16 protein-coding genes are annotated in these 21,010 nt (G+C 69.5%); 12 read left to right on the top strand and 4 right to left on the bottom strand.

Features of this window, described 5'->3' with window-relative positions; translation table 11 throughout:
- The first annotated feature begins 11 nt into the window (after positions 1-11).
- From QRN21_RS09135 to QRN21_RS09155, 5 genes are all read left to right on the top strand, one after another.
- A complete protein-coding gene (locus QRN21_RS09135; RefSeq protein ID WP_072590572.1) occupies positions 12-1,055 on the top strand; it encodes a FecCD family ABC transporter permease in 1,044 nt (347 codons plus the stop codon).
- Complete coding sequence (locus tag QRN21_RS09140) at positions 1,052-2,134, top strand: FecCD family ABC transporter permease (RefSeq protein WP_187248976.1); 1,083 nt, start codon at positions 1,052-1,054, stop codon at positions 2,132-2,134. The genes QRN21_RS09135 and QRN21_RS09140 overlap by 4 nt, the downstream gene beginning before the upstream one ends.
- Positions 2,131-2,931 (top strand): ABC transporter ATP-binding protein, encoded by an 801-nt coding sequence (locus tag QRN21_RS09145; protein ID WP_053098527.1) that lies wholly within the window; start codon positions 2,131-2,133, stop codon positions 2,929-2,931. Before QRN21_RS09140 ends, QRN21_RS09145 begins: the two co-directional genes overlap by 4 nt.
- Positions 2,921-3,877 carry a siderophore-interacting protein gene (locus tag QRN21_RS09150; protein ID WP_285363758.1) on the top strand — a complete coding sequence of 319 codons (957 nt, stop codon included), beginning with the start codon at positions 2,921-2,923 and terminating at the stop codon, positions 3,875-3,877. Before QRN21_RS09145 ends, QRN21_RS09150 begins: the two co-directional genes overlap by 11 nt.
- A 300-nt stretch (positions 3,878-4,177) precedes the next feature.
- Positions 4,178-5,044: an alpha/beta fold hydrolase gene (locus tag QRN21_RS09155; RefSeq protein ID WP_285363759.1), complete on the top strand. Its 867-nt coding sequence runs from the start codon at positions 4,178-4,180 to the stop codon at positions 5,042-5,044.
- 193 nt (positions 5,045-5,237) lie between these two features.
- Here the strand turns inward: QRN21_RS09155 and QRN21_RS09160 are convergent, their stop codons facing one another.
- On the bottom strand, positions 5,238-6,245 hold the full coding sequence (locus QRN21_RS09160; RefSeq protein ID WP_285363760.1) for a LacI family DNA-binding transcriptional regulator: 1,008 nt from the start codon (positions 6,243-6,245) through the stop codon (positions 5,238-5,240).
- Positions 6,246-6,460: 215 nt separating this feature from the next.
- Here QRN21_RS09160 and QRN21_RS09165 point away from each other — a divergent pair, with 215 nt between their 5' ends.
- The 5 genes from QRN21_RS09165 to QRN21_RS09185 all read left to right on the top strand — a co-directional run bounded on the left by QRN21_RS09165 (position 6,461) and on the right by QRN21_RS09185 (position 15,220).
- Positions 6,461-8,467 (top strand): beta-galactosidase, encoded by a 2,007-nt coding sequence (locus QRN21_RS09165; protein ID WP_285363761.1) that lies wholly within the window; start codon positions 6,461-6,463, stop codon positions 8,465-8,467.
- 124 nt (positions 8,468-8,591) lie between these two features.
- Complete coding sequence (locus tag QRN21_RS09170) at positions 8,592-9,818, top strand: sugar ABC transporter substrate-binding protein (protein WP_056276340.1); 1,227 nt, start codon at positions 8,592-8,594, stop codon at positions 9,816-9,818.
- Between the two features lie 64 nt (positions 9,819-9,882).
- The gene (locus QRN21_RS09175; protein ID WP_072590577.1) at positions 9,883-11,505 is read left to right on the top strand and encodes an ABC transporter permease subunit; all 1,623 of its coding nucleotides are present in this window, start codon (positions 9,883-9,885) and stop codon (positions 11,503-11,505) included.
- Positions 11,505-12,416 carry a sugar ABC transporter permease gene (locus QRN21_RS09180; protein WP_053098533.1) on the top strand — a complete coding sequence of 304 codons (912 nt, stop codon included), beginning with the start codon at positions 11,505-11,507 and terminating at the stop codon, positions 12,414-12,416. The genes QRN21_RS09175 and QRN21_RS09180 overlap by 1 nt, the downstream gene beginning before the upstream one ends.
- Positions 12,417-12,445: 29 nt before the next feature.
- Positions 12,446-15,220, top strand: coding sequence for a glycosyl hydrolase 53 family protein (locus QRN21_RS09185; RefSeq protein ID WP_285363762.1), 2,775 nt, complete (start codon positions 12,446-12,448; stop codon positions 15,218-15,220).
- A 63-nt stretch (positions 15,221-15,283) separates the two neighbouring features.
- On the opposite strand, the gene QRN21_RS09190 is transcribed toward QRN21_RS09185, so the two are convergent.
- Positions 15,284-16,126 (bottom strand): alpha/beta fold hydrolase, encoded by an 843-nt coding sequence (locus tag QRN21_RS09190; RefSeq protein ID WP_285363764.1) that lies wholly within the window; start codon positions 16,124-16,126, stop codon positions 15,284-15,286.
- Between the two features lie 94 nt (positions 16,127-16,220).
- Here QRN21_RS09190 and QRN21_RS09195 point away from each other — a divergent pair, with 94 nt between their 5' ends.
- Both QRN21_RS09195 and QRN21_RS09200 read left to right on the top strand, forming a co-directional pair.
- Positions 16,221-16,784 (top strand): TetR/AcrR family transcriptional regulator, encoded by a 564-nt coding sequence (locus tag QRN21_RS09195; RefSeq protein ID WP_056277669.1) that lies wholly within the window; start codon positions 16,221-16,223, stop codon positions 16,782-16,784.
- Positions 16,785-16,882: 98 nt separating this feature from the next.
- Complete coding sequence (locus QRN21_RS09200; RefSeq protein ID WP_285363765.1) at positions 16,883-17,677, top strand: TspO/MBR family protein; 795 nt, start codon at positions 16,883-16,885, stop codon at positions 17,675-17,677.
- Between the two features lie 131 nt (positions 17,678-17,808).
- Here the strand turns inward: QRN21_RS09200 and QRN21_RS09205 are convergent, their stop codons facing one another.
- Together QRN21_RS09205 and QRN21_RS09210 are read right to left on the bottom strand one after the other, a co-directional pair.
- Positions 17,809-18,480 (bottom strand): response regulator, encoded by a 672-nt coding sequence (locus QRN21_RS09205; RefSeq protein WP_285363766.1) that lies wholly within the window; start codon positions 18,478-18,480, stop codon positions 17,809-17,811.
- Positions 18,477-20,999, bottom strand: coding sequence for an ATP-binding protein (locus QRN21_RS09210; RefSeq protein ID WP_285363902.1), 2,523 nt, complete (start codon positions 20,997-20,999; stop codon positions 18,477-18,479). The genes QRN21_RS09205 and QRN21_RS09210 overlap by 4 nt, the downstream gene beginning before the upstream one ends.
- Positions 21,000-21,010: the final 11 nt, after the last annotated feature.

The raw sequence follows: 21,010 nt of genomic DNA on the forward strand, positions 1-21,010 counted from the left end.
ACTGAATTCCCGTGACCGCTGTCACCGTTCCCCTGCCGGGCGTCGCAGATCTGCGACGCCCGGCATGGGCGCGCACGCTCTGGCTGCTCGTCGGCCTGGGAGTGCTGTTCGTGCTCTGCATCCTGTCGATCTGCTTCGGCGTGCGCTCCGTGAGCATCGACGACATCTTCGCCGCCCTCGCGGGGCAGGATGACACCCTCGCCCAGGCGGCGATCATCAAGCGCCTTCCGCGCACGGTGCTCGCGATCCTCGTCGGTGCAGCGCTCGCGCTCTCCGGCGCGACGATGCAGGCGGTCACCCGCAACCCGATCGCCGACCCCGGCATCCTCGGCGTCTCGAACGGGGCTTCGCTCGCCGTCGTGTTCGGCCTCGCCTTCCTCGGTCTCACCGACGCCTACAGCCAGATGGCACTCGCGATCATCGGCGCCGCCCTGGCCGCGGCGTTCGTCTACACCGTCGGCTCGCTCGGACGCGGCGGTGCCACGCCCCTCAAGCTCGCTCTCGCCGGTGCCGCCACCTCGGCCGCCTTCGCCTCGCTCATCAGCGCCGTCATGCTGCCGCGCGTCGACCTGCTGCAGGCGTTCCAGTCGTGGCAGATCGGCGGAGTGGGCGGTGCCGAGTGGCCGCGCATCGCGATCACCGCCCCGGTGCTCGCGCTCGGCGCACTGATCTGCTTCGCCAGCGCCCGGGGCATGAACTCCCTCGCCCTCGGCGACGACATGGCGAAGGGACTCGGCGAGCACGTCTTCCGCACGCGCCTCATGTCGGCGGTCGGCGCCGTGATCCTCGCCGGAGCAGCCACCGCGATCGCCGGGCCCATCGGATTCGTCGGTCTCGTGATCCCGCATGTCTGCCGGATGCTGATCGGCACCGACCACCGCTGGCTGCTGCCGTTCTCGGCCATGGCCGGCGCCGCCCTGCTGCTCGCGAGTGACATCGTCGGCCGTGTCATCGCGCCGACCTCGGAGGAGATCCAGGTCGGCATCATCACCGCCATCATCGGCGCCCCGTTCTTCATCTGGATCGTCCGTCGTCAGAAGGTGCGTGAACTGTGAGCACCATCGACCGGGCTGCCGCCCAGACCCCCGCAGCATCCGACCGCACCCGCGACGAGGTCGCCGCGCTCGTCGCGGGCCGCCGTTCACGCCACCGCCGCCACGCCACGGCCACGATCGTGCTCGGTGCGCTGCTGCTCGTGCTGTTCGCCGTGGCGCTCATGATCGGCAACACGTTCTATCCGCTCGACGAGGTGATCCGCGTGATCCTCGGCGAGACCGTGCCGGGGGCGTCGTTCACCGTCGGCGAGCTGCGCCTGCCCCGCGCGGTGCTCGCGATCCTCGCGGGTTTCGCGTTCGGCATCGCCGGCGTCTCGTTCCAGACGCTGCTGCGCAACCCGCTCGCCTCGCCCGACATCATCGGCATCTCGAACGGCGCCGGCGCCGCAGCGGTGTTCGGCATCATCGTGCTGTCGCTCAACGGGCCGATCGTCTCGCTGCTCGCGCTCGGCGGTGCGATCGTCACGGCAGGAGTCATCTACCTGCTGTCGATCAAGAACGGCTTCGCGGGCACTCGACTGATCCTGATCGGCATCGGTGTCGCGGCGATGCTGCAGAGCATCATCTCGTACATGCTGTCGAGGGCGGCGAACTGGGACATCCAGACCGCGATGCAGTGGCTCACCGGAAGCCTGAACAACGCCTCGTGGGAACGCGTGATGCCGCTCGCGATCGCCGCCGTCATCATCGTGCCGCTGCTGCTCCTGCAGGGCAGGGCGCTCGGGGCGATGCAGCTCGGCGACGATTCGGCATCCGGTCTCGGGGTGCGGGTCAACACGACTCGTCTGCTCTTCATCCTCGGCGCAGTCGCACTGCTGGCGTTCGCCACCGCCGCGACCGGCCCCATCGCGTTCGTGGCGTTCATGGCGGGTCCGATCGCGGCCCGCATCACGGGGCCGGGAGCGAACCTGCTCGTCCCCAGCGCATTCATCGGCGCTGTGCTCGTGCTCGGAGGCGACCTGATCGGGCAGTTCGCGTTCGGCGAGCGCTACCCGGTCGGCGTGATCACCGGCGTGCTCGGCGCTCCGTACCTCATCTACCTGCTCATCCGCACGAACCGCTCGGGAGGCTCCCTGTGACCGAGGCGCACACTCTGACGGCGGAGTCCGTCACTCTCGCCTACGGCGACCGGACGATCATCGACGGCCTCGACCTCGCGATCGCGCCGGGCAAGATCACCACGATCGTCGGCGCGAACGGATGCGGCAAGTCGACCCTGCTGCGTTCGCTCGCGCGTCTGCTCTCGCCGACGGCGGGTCAGGTCGTGCTCGACGGCAAGTCGGTGCACGCGCGCCCCACCAAGGAGGTCGCGCGCATCCTCGGCCTGCTGCCGCAGTCGCCCGTCGCTCCCGAGGGCATCGCCGTCGCGGATCTCGTCGGCCGCGGTCGGCATCCGCATCAGAAGATGCTGGCTCGCTGGAGCGCCCACGACTACGAGGTCGTCGCGGATGCTCTGGCCGCCACCGGCACCACGGAACTCGCCGACCGCAGCGTCGACGAGCTCTCGGGCGGCCAGCGTCAGCGCGTGTGGATCGCCATGGCGCTCGCGCAGGAGACCGACATCCTGCTGCTCGACGAGCCGACCACGTTCCTCGACGTCGCTCACCAGGTCGAGGTCCTCGATCTGCTCACCGACCTCAGCGTCTCGCGCGGCACCACGATCGTGATGGTGCTGCATGACCTCAACCTCGCCGCGAGGTATTCCGACGAGCTCGTCGCGATGAAGGAGGGCAGGGTGCACGCCACCGGCGCTCCGCAGGATGTCGTGACCGCCCAGCTCGTCGAAGAGGTCTTCGACCTCGCGAACCAGATCACCATCGACCCGGTCTCCGGGAAGCCGATGGTCACCCCGATCGGAAGGCATCATGTCCGCTGAGACCACGACCGAACGCCCCACCTACGTGCTCGCTCGCGCCGAGGTGCGCGGGGTCGAACGGGTGTCGCCGAACTTCGTGCGGATCACGTTCGGCGGCGACGACCTTCTCGAGTTCGGCACGCCGGGTGACGTCTTCGACTCCCGGATCAAGATCGTGTTCCCGCCGGCATCCGGCATCCTCCCCGATCTCGATCGTGAGACCGACGACTGGTGGGGTTCCTTCCTCGCCGTCCCCGAGGAGGACCGCGGATCCATGCGCACCTACTCGGTGCGTGACCTGCGGGCGACGGATGCGGGCACCGAGATCGATGTCGATTTCGTGCTGCACCTGGCGCCCGGACTCACGGGCCCGGCGTCGCGCTGGGCCGATGCGGCGGCGGTCGGCAAGGAGCTCTTCATCGTCGGACCACGTCGAGGCGTCGCCGCGGCCGCACACGGCGGCGCCGAGTACGAGCCGGGCACCGCGACGTCGGTCGTCCTCGCCGGTGACGAGACGGCGGCTCCCGCGATCGCGCGCATCCTCGAAGACGCCCCCAGCGACCTTCGAGGCTGCGCCTTCATCGAGGTGCCGTCCCCGGCCGACGTCCTGCGCATCGACGCGCCTGCCGGGGTCGAGGTGCACTGGCTGCCTCGCGATGCGGGTGAGCCCCACGGTGTGCGGCTGATTCCCGCCGTGCTCGAGTACCTCGGAGATGCGGATGCTGCCGACGAGATCGACGTGAAGGACATCGACACGGAGGCCCTGCTCTGGGAGACCCCCGACTACTCGGGTCTCGGAGAGGAGATCGCGGAGGCGGATGCTCCCGCCGAGCGCTACTTCTGGATCGCCGGCGAAAGCGGCGTCGTCACGACGCTGCGCCGCCACCTGGTCAAGGATCTCGGCATCGACCGCTCGCAGGTCGCCTTCATGGGCTACTGGCGACGCGGCGTCGCCATGCGCGGCTGACGCCGGTCGGTTCGGGGGGCCGTTCTCGTTCGCGTTCGCGTTCGCGTTCACGTTCTCGTTCGCGCATCGCAGGAGATCTCACGCAACGAAGGAGCGGATCCGGCATCCGATCCTTCGCCGAGCGAGATCTCCTTCACGGGATGCGGTCGGCTGACACGGGATGCGGTCGGCTGAGACGGGATGCGGTCGGCTGAGACGGGGTGCGGTCGGCTGTCACGAAGAAGTGTCGAAGCGCTGGCGCCAGCGGATGCCGCGTCGTAGCATCCCAGTGGAATCGTTCGACGATGAGGAGGCCACCCGATGACGCAGCACACCCTCGAGCTCCCGGACGTCGACCTCGTCTACGACGTGCATGGGCCACTCCCGACGAAGGATGGCCGCCCTCCGCTGATGATGATCGGCCAGCCGATGGATGCGAGCGGCTTCCAGGCGCAGGTGAAGCTGTTCGGCGATCGCACCGTCGTGACCTACGACCCACGAGGGTTGGGCCGCAGCGTGCGCAAGGACGGCGGAGTCACGAACGAGCCCGATGTCCAGGCCGAGGATGTCCACGCGATCATCGAGGCGCTCGGTGCAGGCCCTGTCGACATGTTCGCGAGCAGCGGTGGAGCCGTGAGCGCACTCGCTCTGGTCACCGCGCACCCGCACGATGTGGCGACTCTGGTCGCCCACGAGCCGCCGATCGACAGCGTGCTACCGGATGCTGAGGCTGTGCATCGTGCGCGGGTGGCCTATACGCGGGCGTATCAGGACAGGGGATGGGGAGCCGGAATGGCGGCGTTCGTCGCGATGACCTCGTGGGAGGGCGAAGTCACCGAGGAGTTCCTCGCCCAGCCGGCCCCCGACCCCGCGGCATTCGGGATGCCGACGGAGGACGACGGCTCGCGGAATGATCCACTGCTGTCCGAACTCTCGTGGGCGGTGCCGCTCTACGAGCCGGATCTCGAAGCGCTGAAGGCATCCCCGACTCGGATCGTCGTCGCTGTCGGGGAGGAGTCGCTGAAGGGCTACACCGGCCGCACCGCGCTCGCCCTGGCCGAGAAGCTCGGACAGCAGGCGACGGTCTTCCCCAGTCACCACGGCGGCTTCATGGGTCGCGAGTTCGGCTATGCCGGGCAGCCCGAGGCCTTCGCTGCCACGCTCCGCGAGGTGCTCGACCGGCCGTAGGGGGCGAGCGAGACCTCGTCGACGCGTCCTGTCGTCAGCCGTCGCACGCACCGAAGGAGATCTCGCGCTGCGAAGGGCCTCACGCGGCCTTCGGCCCTTCGCTGCGGGAGATCACCTTCGCAGCGCGCGCACGAGCGGGAGCGCGAGCGGGAGCACGAGCGGGAGCACGAGCGGGAGCGGGAGCGAATGCCGCCTACGCGCTGTCGCGCACCACGAGCTCGGTGTCGAGGATGACCGAGCGGGGGGATGCTCCCGCGATGACCTCGAGCAGCACGGCGACCATCTTCGCGCTGATCTGATCCCACGGCTGGCGCATGGTCGTGATGGGGGGCTCATGGGTGGCGGCGAGGCCTGAGTCGTCGAAGCCGGCGATCGCGATGTCCTCGGGCACGCGGCGCCCTGCGCGGCGGGCGGCGGCGATGGCTCCGGCCGCCATCCGGTCGGATGCCGCGAACACCGCGTCGACGTCGTGCTCGAGCATCCGCGTCATGGCGGCGAGTCCTGACTCGTACGAGTAGTCGCCGCGCTCGACCAGCGATTCGTCGTAGAGGTCGCCGAGCTCTTCGCGGAATCCGACCAGGCGATAGCGGCCACCGGGGGTGTCGTCGGGGCCGGCGATCATGCCGATGCGGCGGTGTCCCTGGGTCACGAGGTGCGCGGCCATGGTGCGGGCGGAGGCGATCTCGTCGACGGAGATCGTCGAGAGCTCGCGTTCGTGCCCGAGCGGCACGCCGCAGCACACAGTCGGGATGCCGACCTCGATCAGCTGATCGAGCAGCGGGTCGGACTCGTGCGACGAGATCAGCATGACGCCGTCGACGTGTCCCGCGCTGAGGAACTGGGCGACGCTCTCGCGCTCGGCGGGGGTCCCGGCGACGAGCAGCACGAGGGTCATGGCCCGCTGGGCGAGCGCTTCGGCGGCCCCGCGCAGCAGCAGCGCGAAGGTCGGATCGTCGAACAGCAGCTGCTGCGGCTCGGTCAGAAGGAAGGCGAGCGATCCGGCGCGGCCGGTGGCGAGGCTGCGGGCATGGTGGTTGGCGGTGTAGCCGGTGGCGAGGATCGCCTCTTCCACGGCCTGCCTGGCGTCGGGGGACACCCAGTGCCCGCCGTTGATCACTCGCGAGACCGTGCTGCGGGACACCCCCGCCTGCGCCGCGATCTGGCGGATCGTCGGCTTGCGCTTCGCGCTGACATCACTCATCGCCTGTGACTCTACCCACAGCATCCTGTCCAGCGATAGTCCAACCTGGGACCGGTCTCAGTTCGGTAACAGCGGTTGTGGTCGACGCCGAACCTGGGGTAGAACTGAGACCGGTCCCAGTCATGTCCCCGTGACAACCTGAGACCGGTCCCAGTCGAATGAGCGACAGCACGTCGGGACCCGCACCACGACCACACCGACCCGATGGAGTGCCGATGACCTCGCCCCACGCCTGGCCCGACCTGCGCGGAATCGCCTACGGCGGCGACTACAACCCCGAGCAGTGGTCGCCCGAGACGTGGCGCGAAGACGTCATCCTGATGCGCGAGGCCGGGGTGAACCTGGTCAGTGTCGGCATCTTCTCGTGGGCGCTCATCGAGGTCTCCGAGGGCGAGTTCGACTTCGCCTGGCTCGACGAGCTGCTCGACCTCCTGCACGAGAACGACATCAGGGTCGACCTCGGCACCCCGACGGCCTCGCCGCCCGCCTGGTTCTTCGCGAGCCACCCCGACGCGCACGTCATCGACCGCGAGGGCCGCACGATGGGCTTCGGCTCGCGCGGCATGGCCTCGCACTCGTCGCCGGCCTACCGCGAGGCGATCGTGCGGATCGCGGATGCTCTCGCGGCGCGTTACGCACAGCATCCTGCCGTCGTGCTGTGGCACGTGCACAACGAGTACGGCGTTCCCGTCGGCGAGGACTATTCGCCGAACGCGGTCGCCGCCTTCCGGCTCTGGCTCCAGGAGAAGTACGGCTCGCTCGACGCACTGAACAGCGCGTGGGGCACCGCCTTCTGGGGCCAGCACTACTCGGCATGGGAGCACGTCGGCGCCCCGGCCATCGCCCCGAGCGTCGTGAACCCCGCCCAGCGCCTGGACTTCGCGCGCTTCACCGATCACCAGCTGCGCGCGTGCTTCATCGCCGAGCGCGACGCGATCCGCGCGCACGCCGACCAGCCGATCACGACCAACTTCATGGCGAACCAGAGCTGGACCACGGACCTCTGGGCGTGGGGCCGCGAGGTCGACATCGTCTCGGACGACCACTACCTGTGGGCCGCCGATGAAGACGCTCACATCGGCCTGGCGATCGCCGCCGACCTCAGCCGCTCGGTGGGCGGCGGCAAGCCGTGGATCCTCATGGAGCACTCGACCTCGGCCGTGAACTGGCAGCCGCGCAACATCGCGAAGCGCCGGGGAGAGATGAAGCGCAACTCGCTCACGCACCTCGGTCGCGGGGCGGACGGCATCCTGTTCTTCCAGTGGCGCGCCGGGCGCTCCGGTGCGGAGAAGTTCCACTCGGCGATGCTGCCGCACGCCGGCACCGAGTCGCGGGTCTTCCGCGAGGTCGTCGATCTGGGTGCAGCACTCGGGCGCCTCGACGAGGTGCAGGGCAGCGTCGTGAAGGCCGACGTCGCGATCCTCTGGGACTTCGAATCGTTCTGGGCGCAGGACCTCGAGTGGCGCCCGTCCGAAGACGTCACGCACGCCGCCCAGGTGCGCCGCTTCTACGAGCAGCTCTGGCGTGACGGCATCACGGTCGACTTCGCCCTGCCCGGCCAGGACCTCTCGGGCTACCGCCTGGTCGTCGCTCCGGCGCAGTACCTGCTGAGCACGGCGGATGCCGCCAACCTCACCGCCTACGTCAACGACGGCGGCACCCTGCTCGTGTCGTTCTTCTCGGCGATCGTCGACGAGAACGACGCCGTGCACGCCGGTGGCTTCGTCGCGCCGTTGCGCGAGGCGCTCGGCCTCACGGTCGAGGAGTTCCTGCCGCTGCGCGAGGGCGAGAGCCACGGCCTCGACTGGGTCGACCACGAGGGCATCGTCGCCGACGTCTGGCAGGAGGACATCGCGCTCGAAGGCGCCGAGGTCGTCGCGAACTTCTCGGGCGGACCCGGCGAGGGCGAGCCGGCGATCACCCGCAACGCGCATGGCGCCGGGACCGGCTGGTACGTCGGCACCCGTCTGGATGCCGCGGGCATGCGCGCCCTTCTCCACGAGGTCTACGCGGATGCCGACATCACCCCGTCGGGTGTCGCCGACGGCCTCGAGGTCATCACGCGTCACGGCGCCGACGCGGTCTACCGGATCGCCGTGAACCACCGTGACGACGACGTCGAGCTCGATGCCTCGGGCATCGAGCTCCTCAGCGGCGCCGAGGTCTCGGGCGCCCTGACCATCGCGGCGGGCGGCGTCGCCGTCATCCGCACCTCCCACTGACCGCACGAACCGCACGAACCGCACGAACCGCTTCACCCCGCACCACCCGCTTCACCCAGCACCACCCACTCACCGGTCGCGATGACGCGCAGCGCATCGTCGGCCACGACAGATAGGAAAACGCATGCGCAAGCACATCGGAGTCGGCGCACTCGCTCTGGCCGCGGCCGTGGTCCTCGCGGGCTGCTCCGCCGGCGCACCCGAAGGCGGCGACGACGCCGCATCCGGCGACGGCGCGGAACTCGTCATCTGGACGGACGCCGAGCGCGAAGCCGCGATCACCGCCGCCGCAGAGGCGTTCGAGGAGGAGACCGGCGCGAAGGTCACCCTCGTGCAGAAGAACTTCGAGGACCTCCGCAACGACTTCATCGCACAGGTCCCGACCGGAGAGGGCCCCGACATCACGGTCGGCGCCCACGACTGGCTCGGCGCGCTCGTCGCGGCCGGTGTCGTCGACACGATCGACCTGGGCGACAAGGCGTCGGAGTTCGAGCAGGTCGCGCTCGACGCCATGACGTACGACGGTCAGCTGTATGCGATGCCGTACTCGCTCGAGACCATCGCCCTCGTGCAGAACGTCGACCTGGTCGGCGCGGAGGCTCCCGCCAGCTGGGACGACATGATCGCCAAGGGCGTCGCCGCCGGCACCGAGCGCCCGTTCGTCATCAACACGGGTGGCGAGACCGGCGACGGATACACGATGTACGGACTGCAGACCTCGTTCGGCGCCCCCGTCTTCGTGCAGGACGACACCGGCTCGTACACGAGCGAGGTCGGCATGGGCGGCGCGCCCGGCGAGGCGTTCGCCACGTGGCTCGGAGCCAACGGCTCGAACGGCACCGGCTACATCTCGACCACGGTCGACTACGACATCAACAACGAGCTGTTCGCGTCGGGCAAGGCACCGTACACGATCCAGGGCCCGTGGGCCATCAGCGCGTTCGAGGGCGTCAACGTCGCCGTGAACCCGATCCCGTCTGCGGGTGGCGAGACCGCTGCGCCGTTCGTCGGCGTGCAGGGCTTCTACCTCTCGAGCAAGAGCAAGAACGCGCTGCTCGCGCAGGAGTTCCTCGTGAACTACCTCGGCACCGAAGACGCGCAGCGCGCGCTGTACGAGGCCGACCCGCGCATCCCGGCGTGGACCACGCTCGCCGAAGAGGTGTCGTCCGACCCGATCACGGCCGGATTCGTGGCCTCGGCGCAGACCGGCGTCCCGATGCCGTCGATCCCCGAGATGGGCTCCGTCTGGGACCTGTGGAACGCCGCGCAGGCGCAGATCATCAACGGCGCCGACCCGGTGTCGACGTGGAACACCATGGTCGCCGACCTCGAGACGACCCTCGCCGGCTGACCCCGCCGGACGGGGAGGGGCCCGAACCCCTCCCCGTCCTGCGATCCTCAGACAGGACGCACACATGACGATCCAGGCACCGCCCGCCGAGGCGCCCACTCCCGTGGTGAAGCCCTCGCGCGAGTCCCATGCCCGCCGCTTCCGCGGCCTCGGCTGGGGCTTCCTCATCAAGCTCGCGCTCATGGCGCTGGTCAACGCCTTCGGCATCATGACGGCCATCTCGGCCTGGAGCGCCGAGTCGTGGATCGTGCTCGGCGTCGTCGTGCTGCTGGTGATCATCGCCGACTGGGTGTACTTCACCCGCAGGGCGCTGCCGTTGAAGTACCTGCTGCCCGGGCTGATCTTCCTGCTCGTCTTCCAGATCTTCATCTTCGGCTACACGGCCTACATCGCCTTCACGAACTACGGCACCGGTCACGTCGGCACCCAGGAGCAGGCGGTCGAGGCCGCACTGATCCAGGGCGAGCGCCGCATCGAGGGCTCGTCCGACTATCCGCTGTCGATCGTGCAGCGCGGCGCAGAGCTCGGCTTCGCGATCGTCGATGACGACGGCGACGTGCAGGTCGGCTCGGCCACCGAGCCGCTGACCACCGCATCCGGTGCCGAGATCGGCGCGACCGGCGCCCCCAGCGAGGTGCCCGGGTGGGAGGTCGTCCCGAGGGCGACCGTGCTGACCGATCCGGCACTCGGCGCGACCATCAAGGACCTCAGGGTGCCCGTGTCGGACGACCCGAACGACGGCTCCATCCGCACACGGGAGGGCTCGACCGGCTCGGTGTACGAACCGACGCTGGTGTGGGATGCCGAGGCGCAGACCATCACGGACACGCAGTCGGGCACGGTCTACACCGCCACAGAACTCGGCGCGTTCGTGGCCGAGGACGGCACGGCGCTGCCGACGGGCTGGTCGGTCAACGTCGGCTTCGCCAACTTCCTGAAGCTCTTCACCGACGCGAATCTCGCGGGCACTCTGCTGAGCGTGACCGTCTGGACCTTCGCGTTCGCGATCCTCTCGGTCGTCCTCAGCTTCGCCGTGGGGCTCGGCCTCGCGATCGTCTACAATGACCCGCGGGTCAAGGGTCGCCGGTTCCTGCGAGCGCTGTTCATCCTGCCCTACGCGTTCCCCGCGTTCATGGCCGCGTTGCTGTTCCGCGGCATGTTCAACGCCGAGTTCGGCGTCATCAACGACCTGTTCTTCTTCGGGTCGCAGATCAACTGGCTCGGCGACCCGTGGCTGACCCGTGCGGCGGTGATCTTCGTCAACGTCTGGCTGAGCTACCCCTACTGGTTCCTCGTCTGCACCGGAGCCCTGCAGTCGCTCCCCGGTGAGACGCTCGAGGCCGCCGAGATCGACGGGGCCAACAAGCTGCAGCGCTTCCGCGCCATCGTGCTGCCGCTGCTGCTCGTCTCGACCGCTCCGCTGCTGATCGCCTCGTTCGCGGTGGCGTTCAACAACTTCACCGTCATCTACACCTTCAATAACGGCGGGCCGGCGATCGCCGGAGCGCCCTACGCACTGGGTTCGACCGACATCCTCGTCTCGGCCATCTACGACGTCTCAGGCGTCTCGGGTGGTGCGGCCGACTACGGCCTCGCGAGTGCGCTGTCGATCATCGCCTTCATCGTGGTCGGTCTCATCTCAGCGCTGAGCTTCCGACAGACCCGCAAGCTCGAGGAGTACCAGTGATGAGTGAGACCAGAGTCATCGTGACCGGTTCATCGAAGGATGCCGAGGCCGCGCGCGCGGGTGCACGTCGGCGTCGATGGTGGGGCGAGGTCGGCTGGAAGTACATCCTCGCCGCCGGCGTGCTGTTCTTCGCCGCGTTCCCGCTCGTCTACGTCCTCTCGGCCTCGCTCAACCCGAACGGCAGCCTTGCGGCATCCAGTGCGCTGTTCAGCGCGTTCGACCCGGCGAACTACATCGCTCTGGGTGAATCCCGCTACTGGGTCTGGTTCGGCAACACCCTGCTGATCGGCGGCGTCACCGCAGTCGGCTCGGTGCTCATGGGCGCCTGCGGCGCGTACGCGTTCTCCCGGTTCCGGTTCAGCGGACGACGCGCCAGCCTCACCACCCTGCTCGTGCTGCAGATGTTCCCGCAGGCGCTCGCGTTCATCGCGATCTTCCTGATGCTGCAGACGATCGGCGACGTCGTGCCGGCGCTGGGCATCAACTCGAAGATCGCTCTGATCTGCGTGTACCTCGGTGGCGCGCTCGGCGCGAACACCTTCCTGATGTACGGGTTCTTCAACACGATCCCGGTCGAGATCGACGAGTCGGCGAAGATCGACGGGGCCAGCCACGCGCAGATCTTCTGGCGGCTCATCATGCCGCTGGTCGTGCCGATCCTCGCGGTCGTCGCCCTGCTCGCGTTCCTCGCGGCGTTCGGCGACTTCATCCTGTCGAAGATCATCCTCACGTCCGAGGACAACTGGACCCTCGCCGTCGGCATGTACCAGTGGGTCTCGAACCAGCTGACCTCACGTTGGGGGCTCTTCGCCGCCGGCGTCGTGGTCGCCGCCGTGCCCGTGCTCGCGCTGTTCTTCTCGCTGCAGAAGTACATCGTGGGCGGGCTCACCCAGGGATCCGTCAAGGGCTGATCCGCACCTCCACCGCTCGAAAGGCCGTCATGCACCGTCGCACGCGTTCCCTTCTCTCCACCGCCCTGGCCACGGTCGCCGCCGTCGCCCTGATCGGCGTCGCGCTGCCGGCGTCGGCCGCCTCGCCGGCGGCATCCGCTCTCGCTCCTGCGGCTGTCTCGGTCGACGGGCCGGTGGATGCCGCCATCACCGTCCCCCGGGTCGAGAACCTGCCGGACGACTTCATCGGCGGCGTCGACGTCTCGTCGGTGCTGTCGCTCGAGGAGTCGGGCGTGGTGTTCCGCGACGCCCAGGGCGCGCCGGGCGACCTGTTCGAGATCCTCGCGGACGCCGGGGTCACCGACGTCCGCGTGCGCGTCTGGAACGACCCGTTCGACGCGAACGGCAACGGCTACGGCGGGGGCGATGTCGACGTCGATCGGGCGATCGAGATCTCGCAGCGAGCGACGGATGCCGGCCTCGGCGTGCTCGTCGACTTCCACTACTCCGACTTCTGGGCCGACCCCGCGAAGCAGCAGGCGCCCAAGGCGTGGGAGGGGATGACCGCCGACCAGGTGGCGACCGAGGTGGGTGCCTTCACGCGCGATGCGGTGCGTCGCCTGGTCGATGCGGGTGTCGACCTCCGCATGGTGCAGGTCGGCAATGAGACGAACGGCGGAGTCGCCGGAGTGCGCGGCTGGGATGACATGGCGAAGGTGTTCTCGGCCGGTTCCGCCGCCGTGCGGGCCGAGGCGCCGGACACGCTCGTCGCCCTGCACTTCACCAACCCCGAGCGCGCCGGGTTCTACGCCGACGTCGCCGCGCAGCTCGATCGCCGCGACGTCGACTACGACGTGTTCGCGTCGTCGTACTACCCGTTCTGGCACGGGACTCCCGAGAACCTCACGGCCGTGCTCTCGCACGTCGCCGAGACCTACGGCAAGAAGGTCATGGTCGCCGAGACCTCGTGGGCGTTCACGCTCGACGACGGAGACGGTCACGGCAACGTCGTCGACCTGGCGTCCGAGGCGACGCAGTACCCGGTGAGCGTGCAGGGTCAGGCCGATGCCGTGCGCGCGGTCGTGCAGGCCGTCGCCGACGTGGGTGAGGCGGGACTCGGCGTCTACTACTGGGAGCCCGCATGGCTGCCGGTGGGTCCGCCCGCACAGCTCGAGCAGAACAGAACGCTGTGGGAGCGCGACGGATCGGGCTGGGCGTCGAGCTTCGCCGGCGAGTACGAGCCCGAGGACGCGGGGCACTGGTTCGGCGGATCCGCGTGGGACAACCAGGCGCTGTTCGGCTTCGACGGCACGGCATCCGATGCGCTGAACATCTTCTCGTACGTGCGCACCGGCGCCCAGGCCCCGCGGGCCGTCGAGTCGGTGCAGGCGGTCGCGCTGCAGGTGACCGAGGGCGATGCCGTCGAGCTGCCCGACGAGGTCACGGTGCTCTACAACGACGGGTCGTCGGAGCAGCAGCCCGTCACCTGGTCATCGGCGGCCGGATTCATCGAGGGCGCCGGCGAGTACGTGATCTCGGGCGCGACGGATGCCGGCCTCGCGGCGTCGGCCACCGTCACCGTCTCGGCGCGCAACTACCTGCGCAACCCCGGATTCGAGGACGCGGACACGAGCATGTGGAGCGTCACCGGATCGGGACTCACGCTGCGCGCGTGGGACGACCCTCGGAGCGGCACGCACTCGGCGCACTTCTATGCGGGTACCGGATACTCGTTCGACCTCTCGCAGACGGTCTCCGGACTGCCCGCGGGGTCGTATGTCGCACGGGCATCGCTGCAGGGCGACGGGGAGGGTGCCGACGGGCGTGCGTCGCTGTCGCTGTCGTCTGCGTCGGTCGCCGGCGCCGCTGCGGCGTTCGGCTTCGACGGCTGGCGCGTGTGGTCGACGCCGACGACCGAAGCGCTGCAGGTGGGCGCTGACGGCACGGCTGTCGTGCGGGTCTCCGCGGCGCTTCCGGCGGGGGCGTGGGGGACGATCGACGATCTCGAACTCGTGCGCGCACCGGTGCCCGGTGCCGACACCTCGCAGCTGCGAGAGCGGCGCGATGCGGCCGCGGCTCTCGACCTCGATGCCTATGTCGCGTCGTCGACGGTCGCGCTGCCCGGAGCGATCGCTCGCGCCGACATCGTGCTGGCTGCCGCGAGTCCGAGTGCGTCAGCGGTCACGGGGGCGCTGGACGCACTGGCTGCCGCAGTCGACGCGCTCCTGCTTCAGGATGCGGCGACCGCCGCGCCCGCTCGCGGAGTGCTGTCGCACGACAACGGTCACGATACGGGGCTGCTCGACGGCGACTTCACGCTCACCATGAACCTGTGGTGGGGGCAGAACGCCACGAAGCTGCGGGTGTTCGAGAACGGTGTGCTGATCAAGACCGTGCCCCTCGCCTTCGGGGGCACCTCCGCGCAGAGCGCGCAGATTGCCGTGACCGGCAAGGCGAATGGCTCGTACGTCTACAGTGGGGAGCTGGTCAATTCGCGCGGTGTGACGGCGGTGAAGCCCGTGACGGTGACGGTGAAGGATGCCGCGCCCAGCACGCCCGTGCTCTCGGCCGACAACTGGGACGGCGACGGCTCATACACTCTCACCGCCGACATGTGGTGGGGCACCAATGCGACCTCGTATCGCCTGTATGAGGACGGCATGCTGATCTCCGAGGGCGACATGGTCGCGAACAGCCCCGCCGCGCAGCGGGTGACGGTGCCGGTCGCTGATCGCGCGGTGGGGAAGCACACCTACCGCGTCGAGTTCGTGAACGCGGCCGGGAGCACCCAGAGCAAGACGCTCACGGTGGCGGTCAAGCGCTGACGTCAACACGTCCGAGAGCCCGACATCCTGAGGCGGATGCCGGGCTCTCGGGCCGTTCGCGGACTACTTGCTGAGGAAGTCCTTCAGCGCGGCGTTGACCTCGTCGGCGTGGGTCCAGAGCAGACCGTGGGGTGCGCCCTCGACCTCGACGTAGGTCGCGGCGGGCACGGCCTGGTGGAACCGGCGGGCGGTGGCGTCGATCGGAAGGATGTTGTCCTTCGTGCCGTGCAGGATCAGGGTGGGCTTGCCGGCGTCGCGCACGGCGTCGACGTCGCCGCGGAAGTCCTCGATCCAGCTCGGGACGACCGCGTAGGCCGCGACCGGGGCGCTGGTGACCGAGAGGTTCCAGTTGGCGTCGACGACCTGCTGGCTGATGCGGCTGCCGAGGTTCTCGTCGAGGTTGTAGAAGTTGTTGTAGAAGTCGGTGAACCACGCGAAGCGGTCGCCCTTGGCTGCAGCCTCGATGCCATCGAAGACCTCCTGCGGCACGCCCTCGGGGTTGTCATCGCGCTGCACGAGGAACGGCTCGAGCGAGGCGAGGAAGGCGAGCTTGGCGACCCGCTCGTGACCGTAGGTGCCGACATAGCGGGCGAGCTCTCCAGTGCCCATCGAGAAGCCGACGAGCACGACGTCGCGCAGGTCGAGGGTCTCGAGCACGGTGTTGAGGTCTGCGGCGAAGGTGTCGTAGTCGTATCCGGTGCCGACCTTCGAGGACTGGCCGAAACCGCGGCGGTCGTAGGTGATGACGCGGTAGCCCTGAGCGAGCAGCTCACGGGTCTGGCGCTCCCAGCTGTGGCCGTTCAGCGGGTACCCGTGGATCAGGACGACGGGCTGACCCGATCCCTGGTCTTCGTAGTAGAGCTCGATCGGGGTGCTGTTCTCGTTTCCGACGGTGATGTAGCCCATGGTCCTGATCCTTTTCGGTCCGGTGAGAACGGTCGTTCTCGCTGATGTCTTCACTGTAGAGAACGCTCGTTCTCATGTCAAGTACACTGGGGTGATGACCGACGACACAGTGCGTGAACAGATCCTCGCGGCGGCCGACGAGCTCTACTACCGCAAGGGATACGCGGCCGTCGGCATGGATGAGCTGCGGGCTGCGGCCGGCGTGTCGCTGCGTCGCCTCTATGCCCTGTTTCCATCCAAGACCGACATCGTCACGGCCGTCCTCGCGCGCAAGCATCGGGAGTGGGAGTCGGGACTCACGGGAGCCGTGGCGGATGCCGGGGCAGACCCCCGCGAACGCCTGCTCGCCGTCTACGGGTACCTCGAGGACTGGTTCTGCACTGACGACTTCCGCGGCTGCGCGTTCATCAACGCGTTCGGCGAGCTCGGTGGCACGAACCCCGAGGTGGCCGAGATCGTGCGCGATCACAAGGCGTCGTTCCAGGCGTACATGGCCGACCTCGTCGTGGCGGCCGGAGCGCCGGCATCCCTCGCCGCGCAGCTGTCGATCCTCGCCGAGGGTGCGCAGAGCACCGCGGCGATCGCCGCCGACCCGCAGGTCGCCGTGCAGGCGCGCAACGCCGCCGAAGTGCTGATCGACGCCGCCGTCGCCGCCTGACCGCAACGGGAGAGCAGATTTAGCTAGCTTGGCTAGCGTTTATGCATCCCGGTGTCAAGGCTGGTGCGTTTGCGCCCTCGCGCGCGTATGTTGCGAGCATGGACTCCCGGACGCAGGACATCGCCCGCCAGACGATCATCATCGCCTCGGCCACCTTCATGCTCATCGCAGCGGCCGTCGGATCCGGTGCCTTCGGTGGCACCTCGGTCAGCGAGCTGCAGGATGGAGCGCTCTCGGCGCAGGGCTCATACCTCGCGCCGGCCGGCCCCGCCTTCTCGATCTGGTCGCTGATCTACATCGGCCTCATCGCCTACACGGTGTGGCAGGCGCTTCCGGCGCAGCGGGCGGATGAGCGCCAGCGAGCTGTCGGCGGATGGATCGCCGCGTCGATGATCCTCAACGGGCTCTGGCTCGTGACGGCGCAGTTCCTGTCGCTGCCGCTGACGGTCATCGTGATCGCCCTGCTGCTCGCGACCCTCGCTCGCGTCATCGTGATCCTCGGCCGCAGCCGTGCCCGCACCTGGCCCGAGCGCATCGTCGTCGACGGCGCGAACGGCCTGCACTTCGGCTGGGTCACCATCGCGACCGTCGCGAACACCACTGCCTGGCTCACGCAGATCGCGCCCGAGAGCTGGGCTGATCAGGCCGAGATCTGGGCGGTCGCCGTGCTCGTGGTCGTGCTCGTGATCGGGGTTGCCAGCGCCCTCGTCACCAAGCGCATCGCCCCTGCCCTCGCGACCGCATGGGGTCTCGGATGGCTCGCCGTCGGTCGTCTGACCGGCGAACCCGAGAGCACCGTGACCGCGATCGCCGCGATCGTCGTCGCGGTCGCCCTCGTCGCCGCGGGTGTCTGGGGAGTGCTGCGGAGGCCGCGGGTAGACGTCGCCCTCTGACTCTGCGCTCGGTCGGCGTTCACAACTCAGCACAGATCGTGCGTGCGACGAGGTGAACCCGCCGATTCCGTCGGTTGACAGCAGCTCATGCTGAGTTGTGAACCGAGAATGACGAGAACGGCAGACCTGGCTCAGAGGACGAGCCGGTAGCCCATGCCCGACTCGGTGAGCAGGTGCACCGGTGCGCTCGGCTCGGCCTCGAGCTTCTTGCGCAACTGCGACATGTACAGCCGCAGGTAGCCCGAGTCGGACACCTGTTCGCTGCCCCAGATCTCCTTGAGCAGGTCCTGCCGGGTGACCAGGGCTCCGGGATGCCGGGCGAGGTGCTCGAGCATGCGCCATTCGGTCGGTGTCAGGTGCACGCGCGCACCCGCCCGGGTGACCGTCTTCGTCGCAAGGTCGACCACCACATCGCCGAATCCGACGGTGGATTCCCCGCCCGCGGGCACCGCCCGACGAGACAGCGCCCGCAGCCGCGCGAGCAGCTCGTCGACCTGGAAGGGCTTGGTGACGAAGTCGTCGGCTCCGGCATCCAGGGCCTCGACCTTGTCGGCGGACCCGGTGCGACCCGACACGACGATGATCGGCACGGTCGTCCAGCCGCGCAGCGCCTGGATCACCTCGATGCCGTCGAGCCGCGGCATGCCGAGGTCGAGCATGATGAGGTCGGGATGCGTCTGCGCGGCAGCGGCCACCGCGGCGGCCCCGTCGGGAGCGACGACCACCTCGTACCCGTGGGCGGCGAGGGTGATGCGCAGTGCGCGCACCATCTGCGGGTCGTCGTCGGCGATGAGGAGCTTCACTCCGTCTCCTCCTGCATGATGTCGGGCTCTGCTGCGAGGGGCAGCGAGATGACCATGGTGAGTCCACCGCCGGGGGTGTCCTCGGGTGTCAGGGTACCGCCCATGCCCTCGGCGAATCCGCGCGAGAGGGCGAGGCCGAGGCCGAGGCCGGTGGTGTTGTCGGTGTCGCCGAGGCGCTGGAACGGCTGGAAGATCTCGTCGCGCTTCTCGGCGGGAACGCCGGCACCGCGGTCGATGATGCGGATCTCGGCGTGGTCGCCGATCGTGCTCGTCGAGACGATCACCTGGCTGTCGGCGGGCGCGTGACGGTGGGCGTTCGCGATGACGTTGACGAGCACTCGCTGCAGCAGCACCGGGTCGGCCGACACGGCGGGCAGCCGGGCATCGAGCGCGAGCTCGACATCCGACGGCCCGAGGCCGAGTTCGTCGACGGCCGCGAGCACGGGGCCGGCGACATCGAGCCGCATGGTCGAGACGGCGAGCACTCCGGCCTGCACCCGGCTGACGTCGAGCAGGTCGGTCACGAGCGACGACAGGGTCGCGAGGCTCTCGTCGGCCGTCGCGAGCAGCTCTTCCCGATCGGATGCCGACAGCGCGTGCGCCCCGCGGAGTCCGCCGATCGCGGCGACGGCCGAGGCCAGAGGGCGGCGCAGGTCGTGGCTGACCGCCGAGAGCAGGGCGCTGCGCACCTGGTCGGTCTCGGCGAGGGCAGCGACCTCGCGCGCCGTGGCACGCAGGTCGGTGTGCTCGATGGCCGCCGCCAGCTGCGCGACGATCGCGTCGAGCAGGCGTCGGGCGGGGGTGTCGAGGGGTTCGCCGTGCAGCTCGAGCACGGCGGGTGCCGATCCTCCGGCACCGACCGGGATGGTCGTGGCGCGTCCGTCGGGCACGGGTTCGCCGTCGCTGGCGAGCACCTCGCCGTCGGCGGTGAGCAGGCGGACGCCGGTGAGTCCGAACGCCTCGCGCGTGCGGCTGACGAGGGCGAGCACCGCGTTGTCGCCGCGCAGCACGTTGCCGGCCACGGCCGCGAGCAGCTCTGCTTCCGCGGCGGCGCGCTGGGCGGTGCGGGCTCGCCGGGCGGCCTGGTCGACGATGATGCTGACGAGGATGGCGATGGTCACATACAGCGCGAGGGCGAGCACGTGCAGCGGGTGCGCGATCGTGATGGTGAAGAGCGGGGCGACGAACAGGAAGTCGAGGGTGATGCCCGACAGCACCGCCGCGAAGACGGCAGGCCGCACGCCTCCCACCAGGGCGACGATCACGACGAGCAGCTGGAAGGCGAGCACTTCGACCGTGATGGACTCGGGGCTGCGGAACGCGAACATCGCCCACGAGAGCAGCGGGCCGACGACGAGCGCCAGTGCGAACCCGAGCGCTTGACGTCGCCAGCCGAGGGCGCCGCCGGTGATGCGGGGGAGTGCGACGCGGCCGCCCGCGGCGGCGTGGGTGACGATGTGCACGTCGATGTCGCCGGAGCGGCGGATGACCTCCGAGCCGATGCCCGGTCCCGTCAGCGCCGCCGCGAGACGCCCACGCCGGCTGACACCGATCACGAGCTGAGTGGCATCCGCCCCGTGGGCGAACTCGACGAGCGTGCCGGGGATGTCGTCGCCGATGATCTGGTGGAAGCTGCCGCCGAGGGATTCGACGAGCGACCGCTGCGCGGCGAGGGCGCCGGGGGTCTCATCGCGCAGCCCGTCCTGCGCGGCGACGTGCACGGCGAGCAGTTCGCCGCCGGCCGAGCGTGCGGCGATGCGGGCCCCTCGGCGCAGCAGCGTCTCGCCCTCGGGTCCGCCGGTGAGGGCGACGACCACGCGCTCGCGCGCCTGCCAGGTGCCCTCGATGCCGTGGTCGGCCCGGTAGCTGCGCAGCGCGCTGTCGACCTCGTCGGCGAGCCACAGCAGCGCGAGTTCACGCAGAGCCGTGAGGTTGCCCAGCCGGAAATAGTTGGACAGGGCCGCGTCGATCCGCTCCGCCGGGTAGACGAGTCCGGCGGAGAGACGGTCGCGCAGCGACTGCGGCGCCAGGTCGACGACCTCGATCTCGTCGGCGGCGCGCACCACGGCATCCGGGATCGTCTCCTGCTGCGCGATGCCGGTGATCTTCTCGACCACCGCGTTCAGCGACTCGATGTGCTGCACGTTCACGGTCGTGACGACGTCGATGCCCGCGTCGAGCAGCGCACCGACGTCCTGCCAGCGCTTCGGGTTCTGCGAGCCGGGGGTGTTGGTATGCGCGAGTTCGTCGACCAGCGCGATCTCGGGTCGGCGTGCGAGCACCGCATCCAGGTCCATCTCGCTGAGCGGCACGCCCCGGTGCAGATCGGTGCGACGGGGGACCCCGGGGATGCCGATGGTCTGCGCGGCGGTCGCCGCGCGCTCATGCGTCTCGACGATCGCGATCACGACGTCGCGGCCCTCGTCGAGCAGCCGACGCCCTTCGACCAGCATCTCGAAGGTCTTGCCGACACCGGGGGCTGCGCCGAGCAGCACGCGGAGTCGGCCGCGCCGCGGCATCCGCTCTGCCG

This window comes from Microbacterium sp. LMC-P-041, assembly GCF_030209555.1.
Classification (GTDB): domain Bacteria; phylum Actinomycetota; class Actinomycetes; order Actinomycetales; family Microbacteriaceae; genus Microbacterium.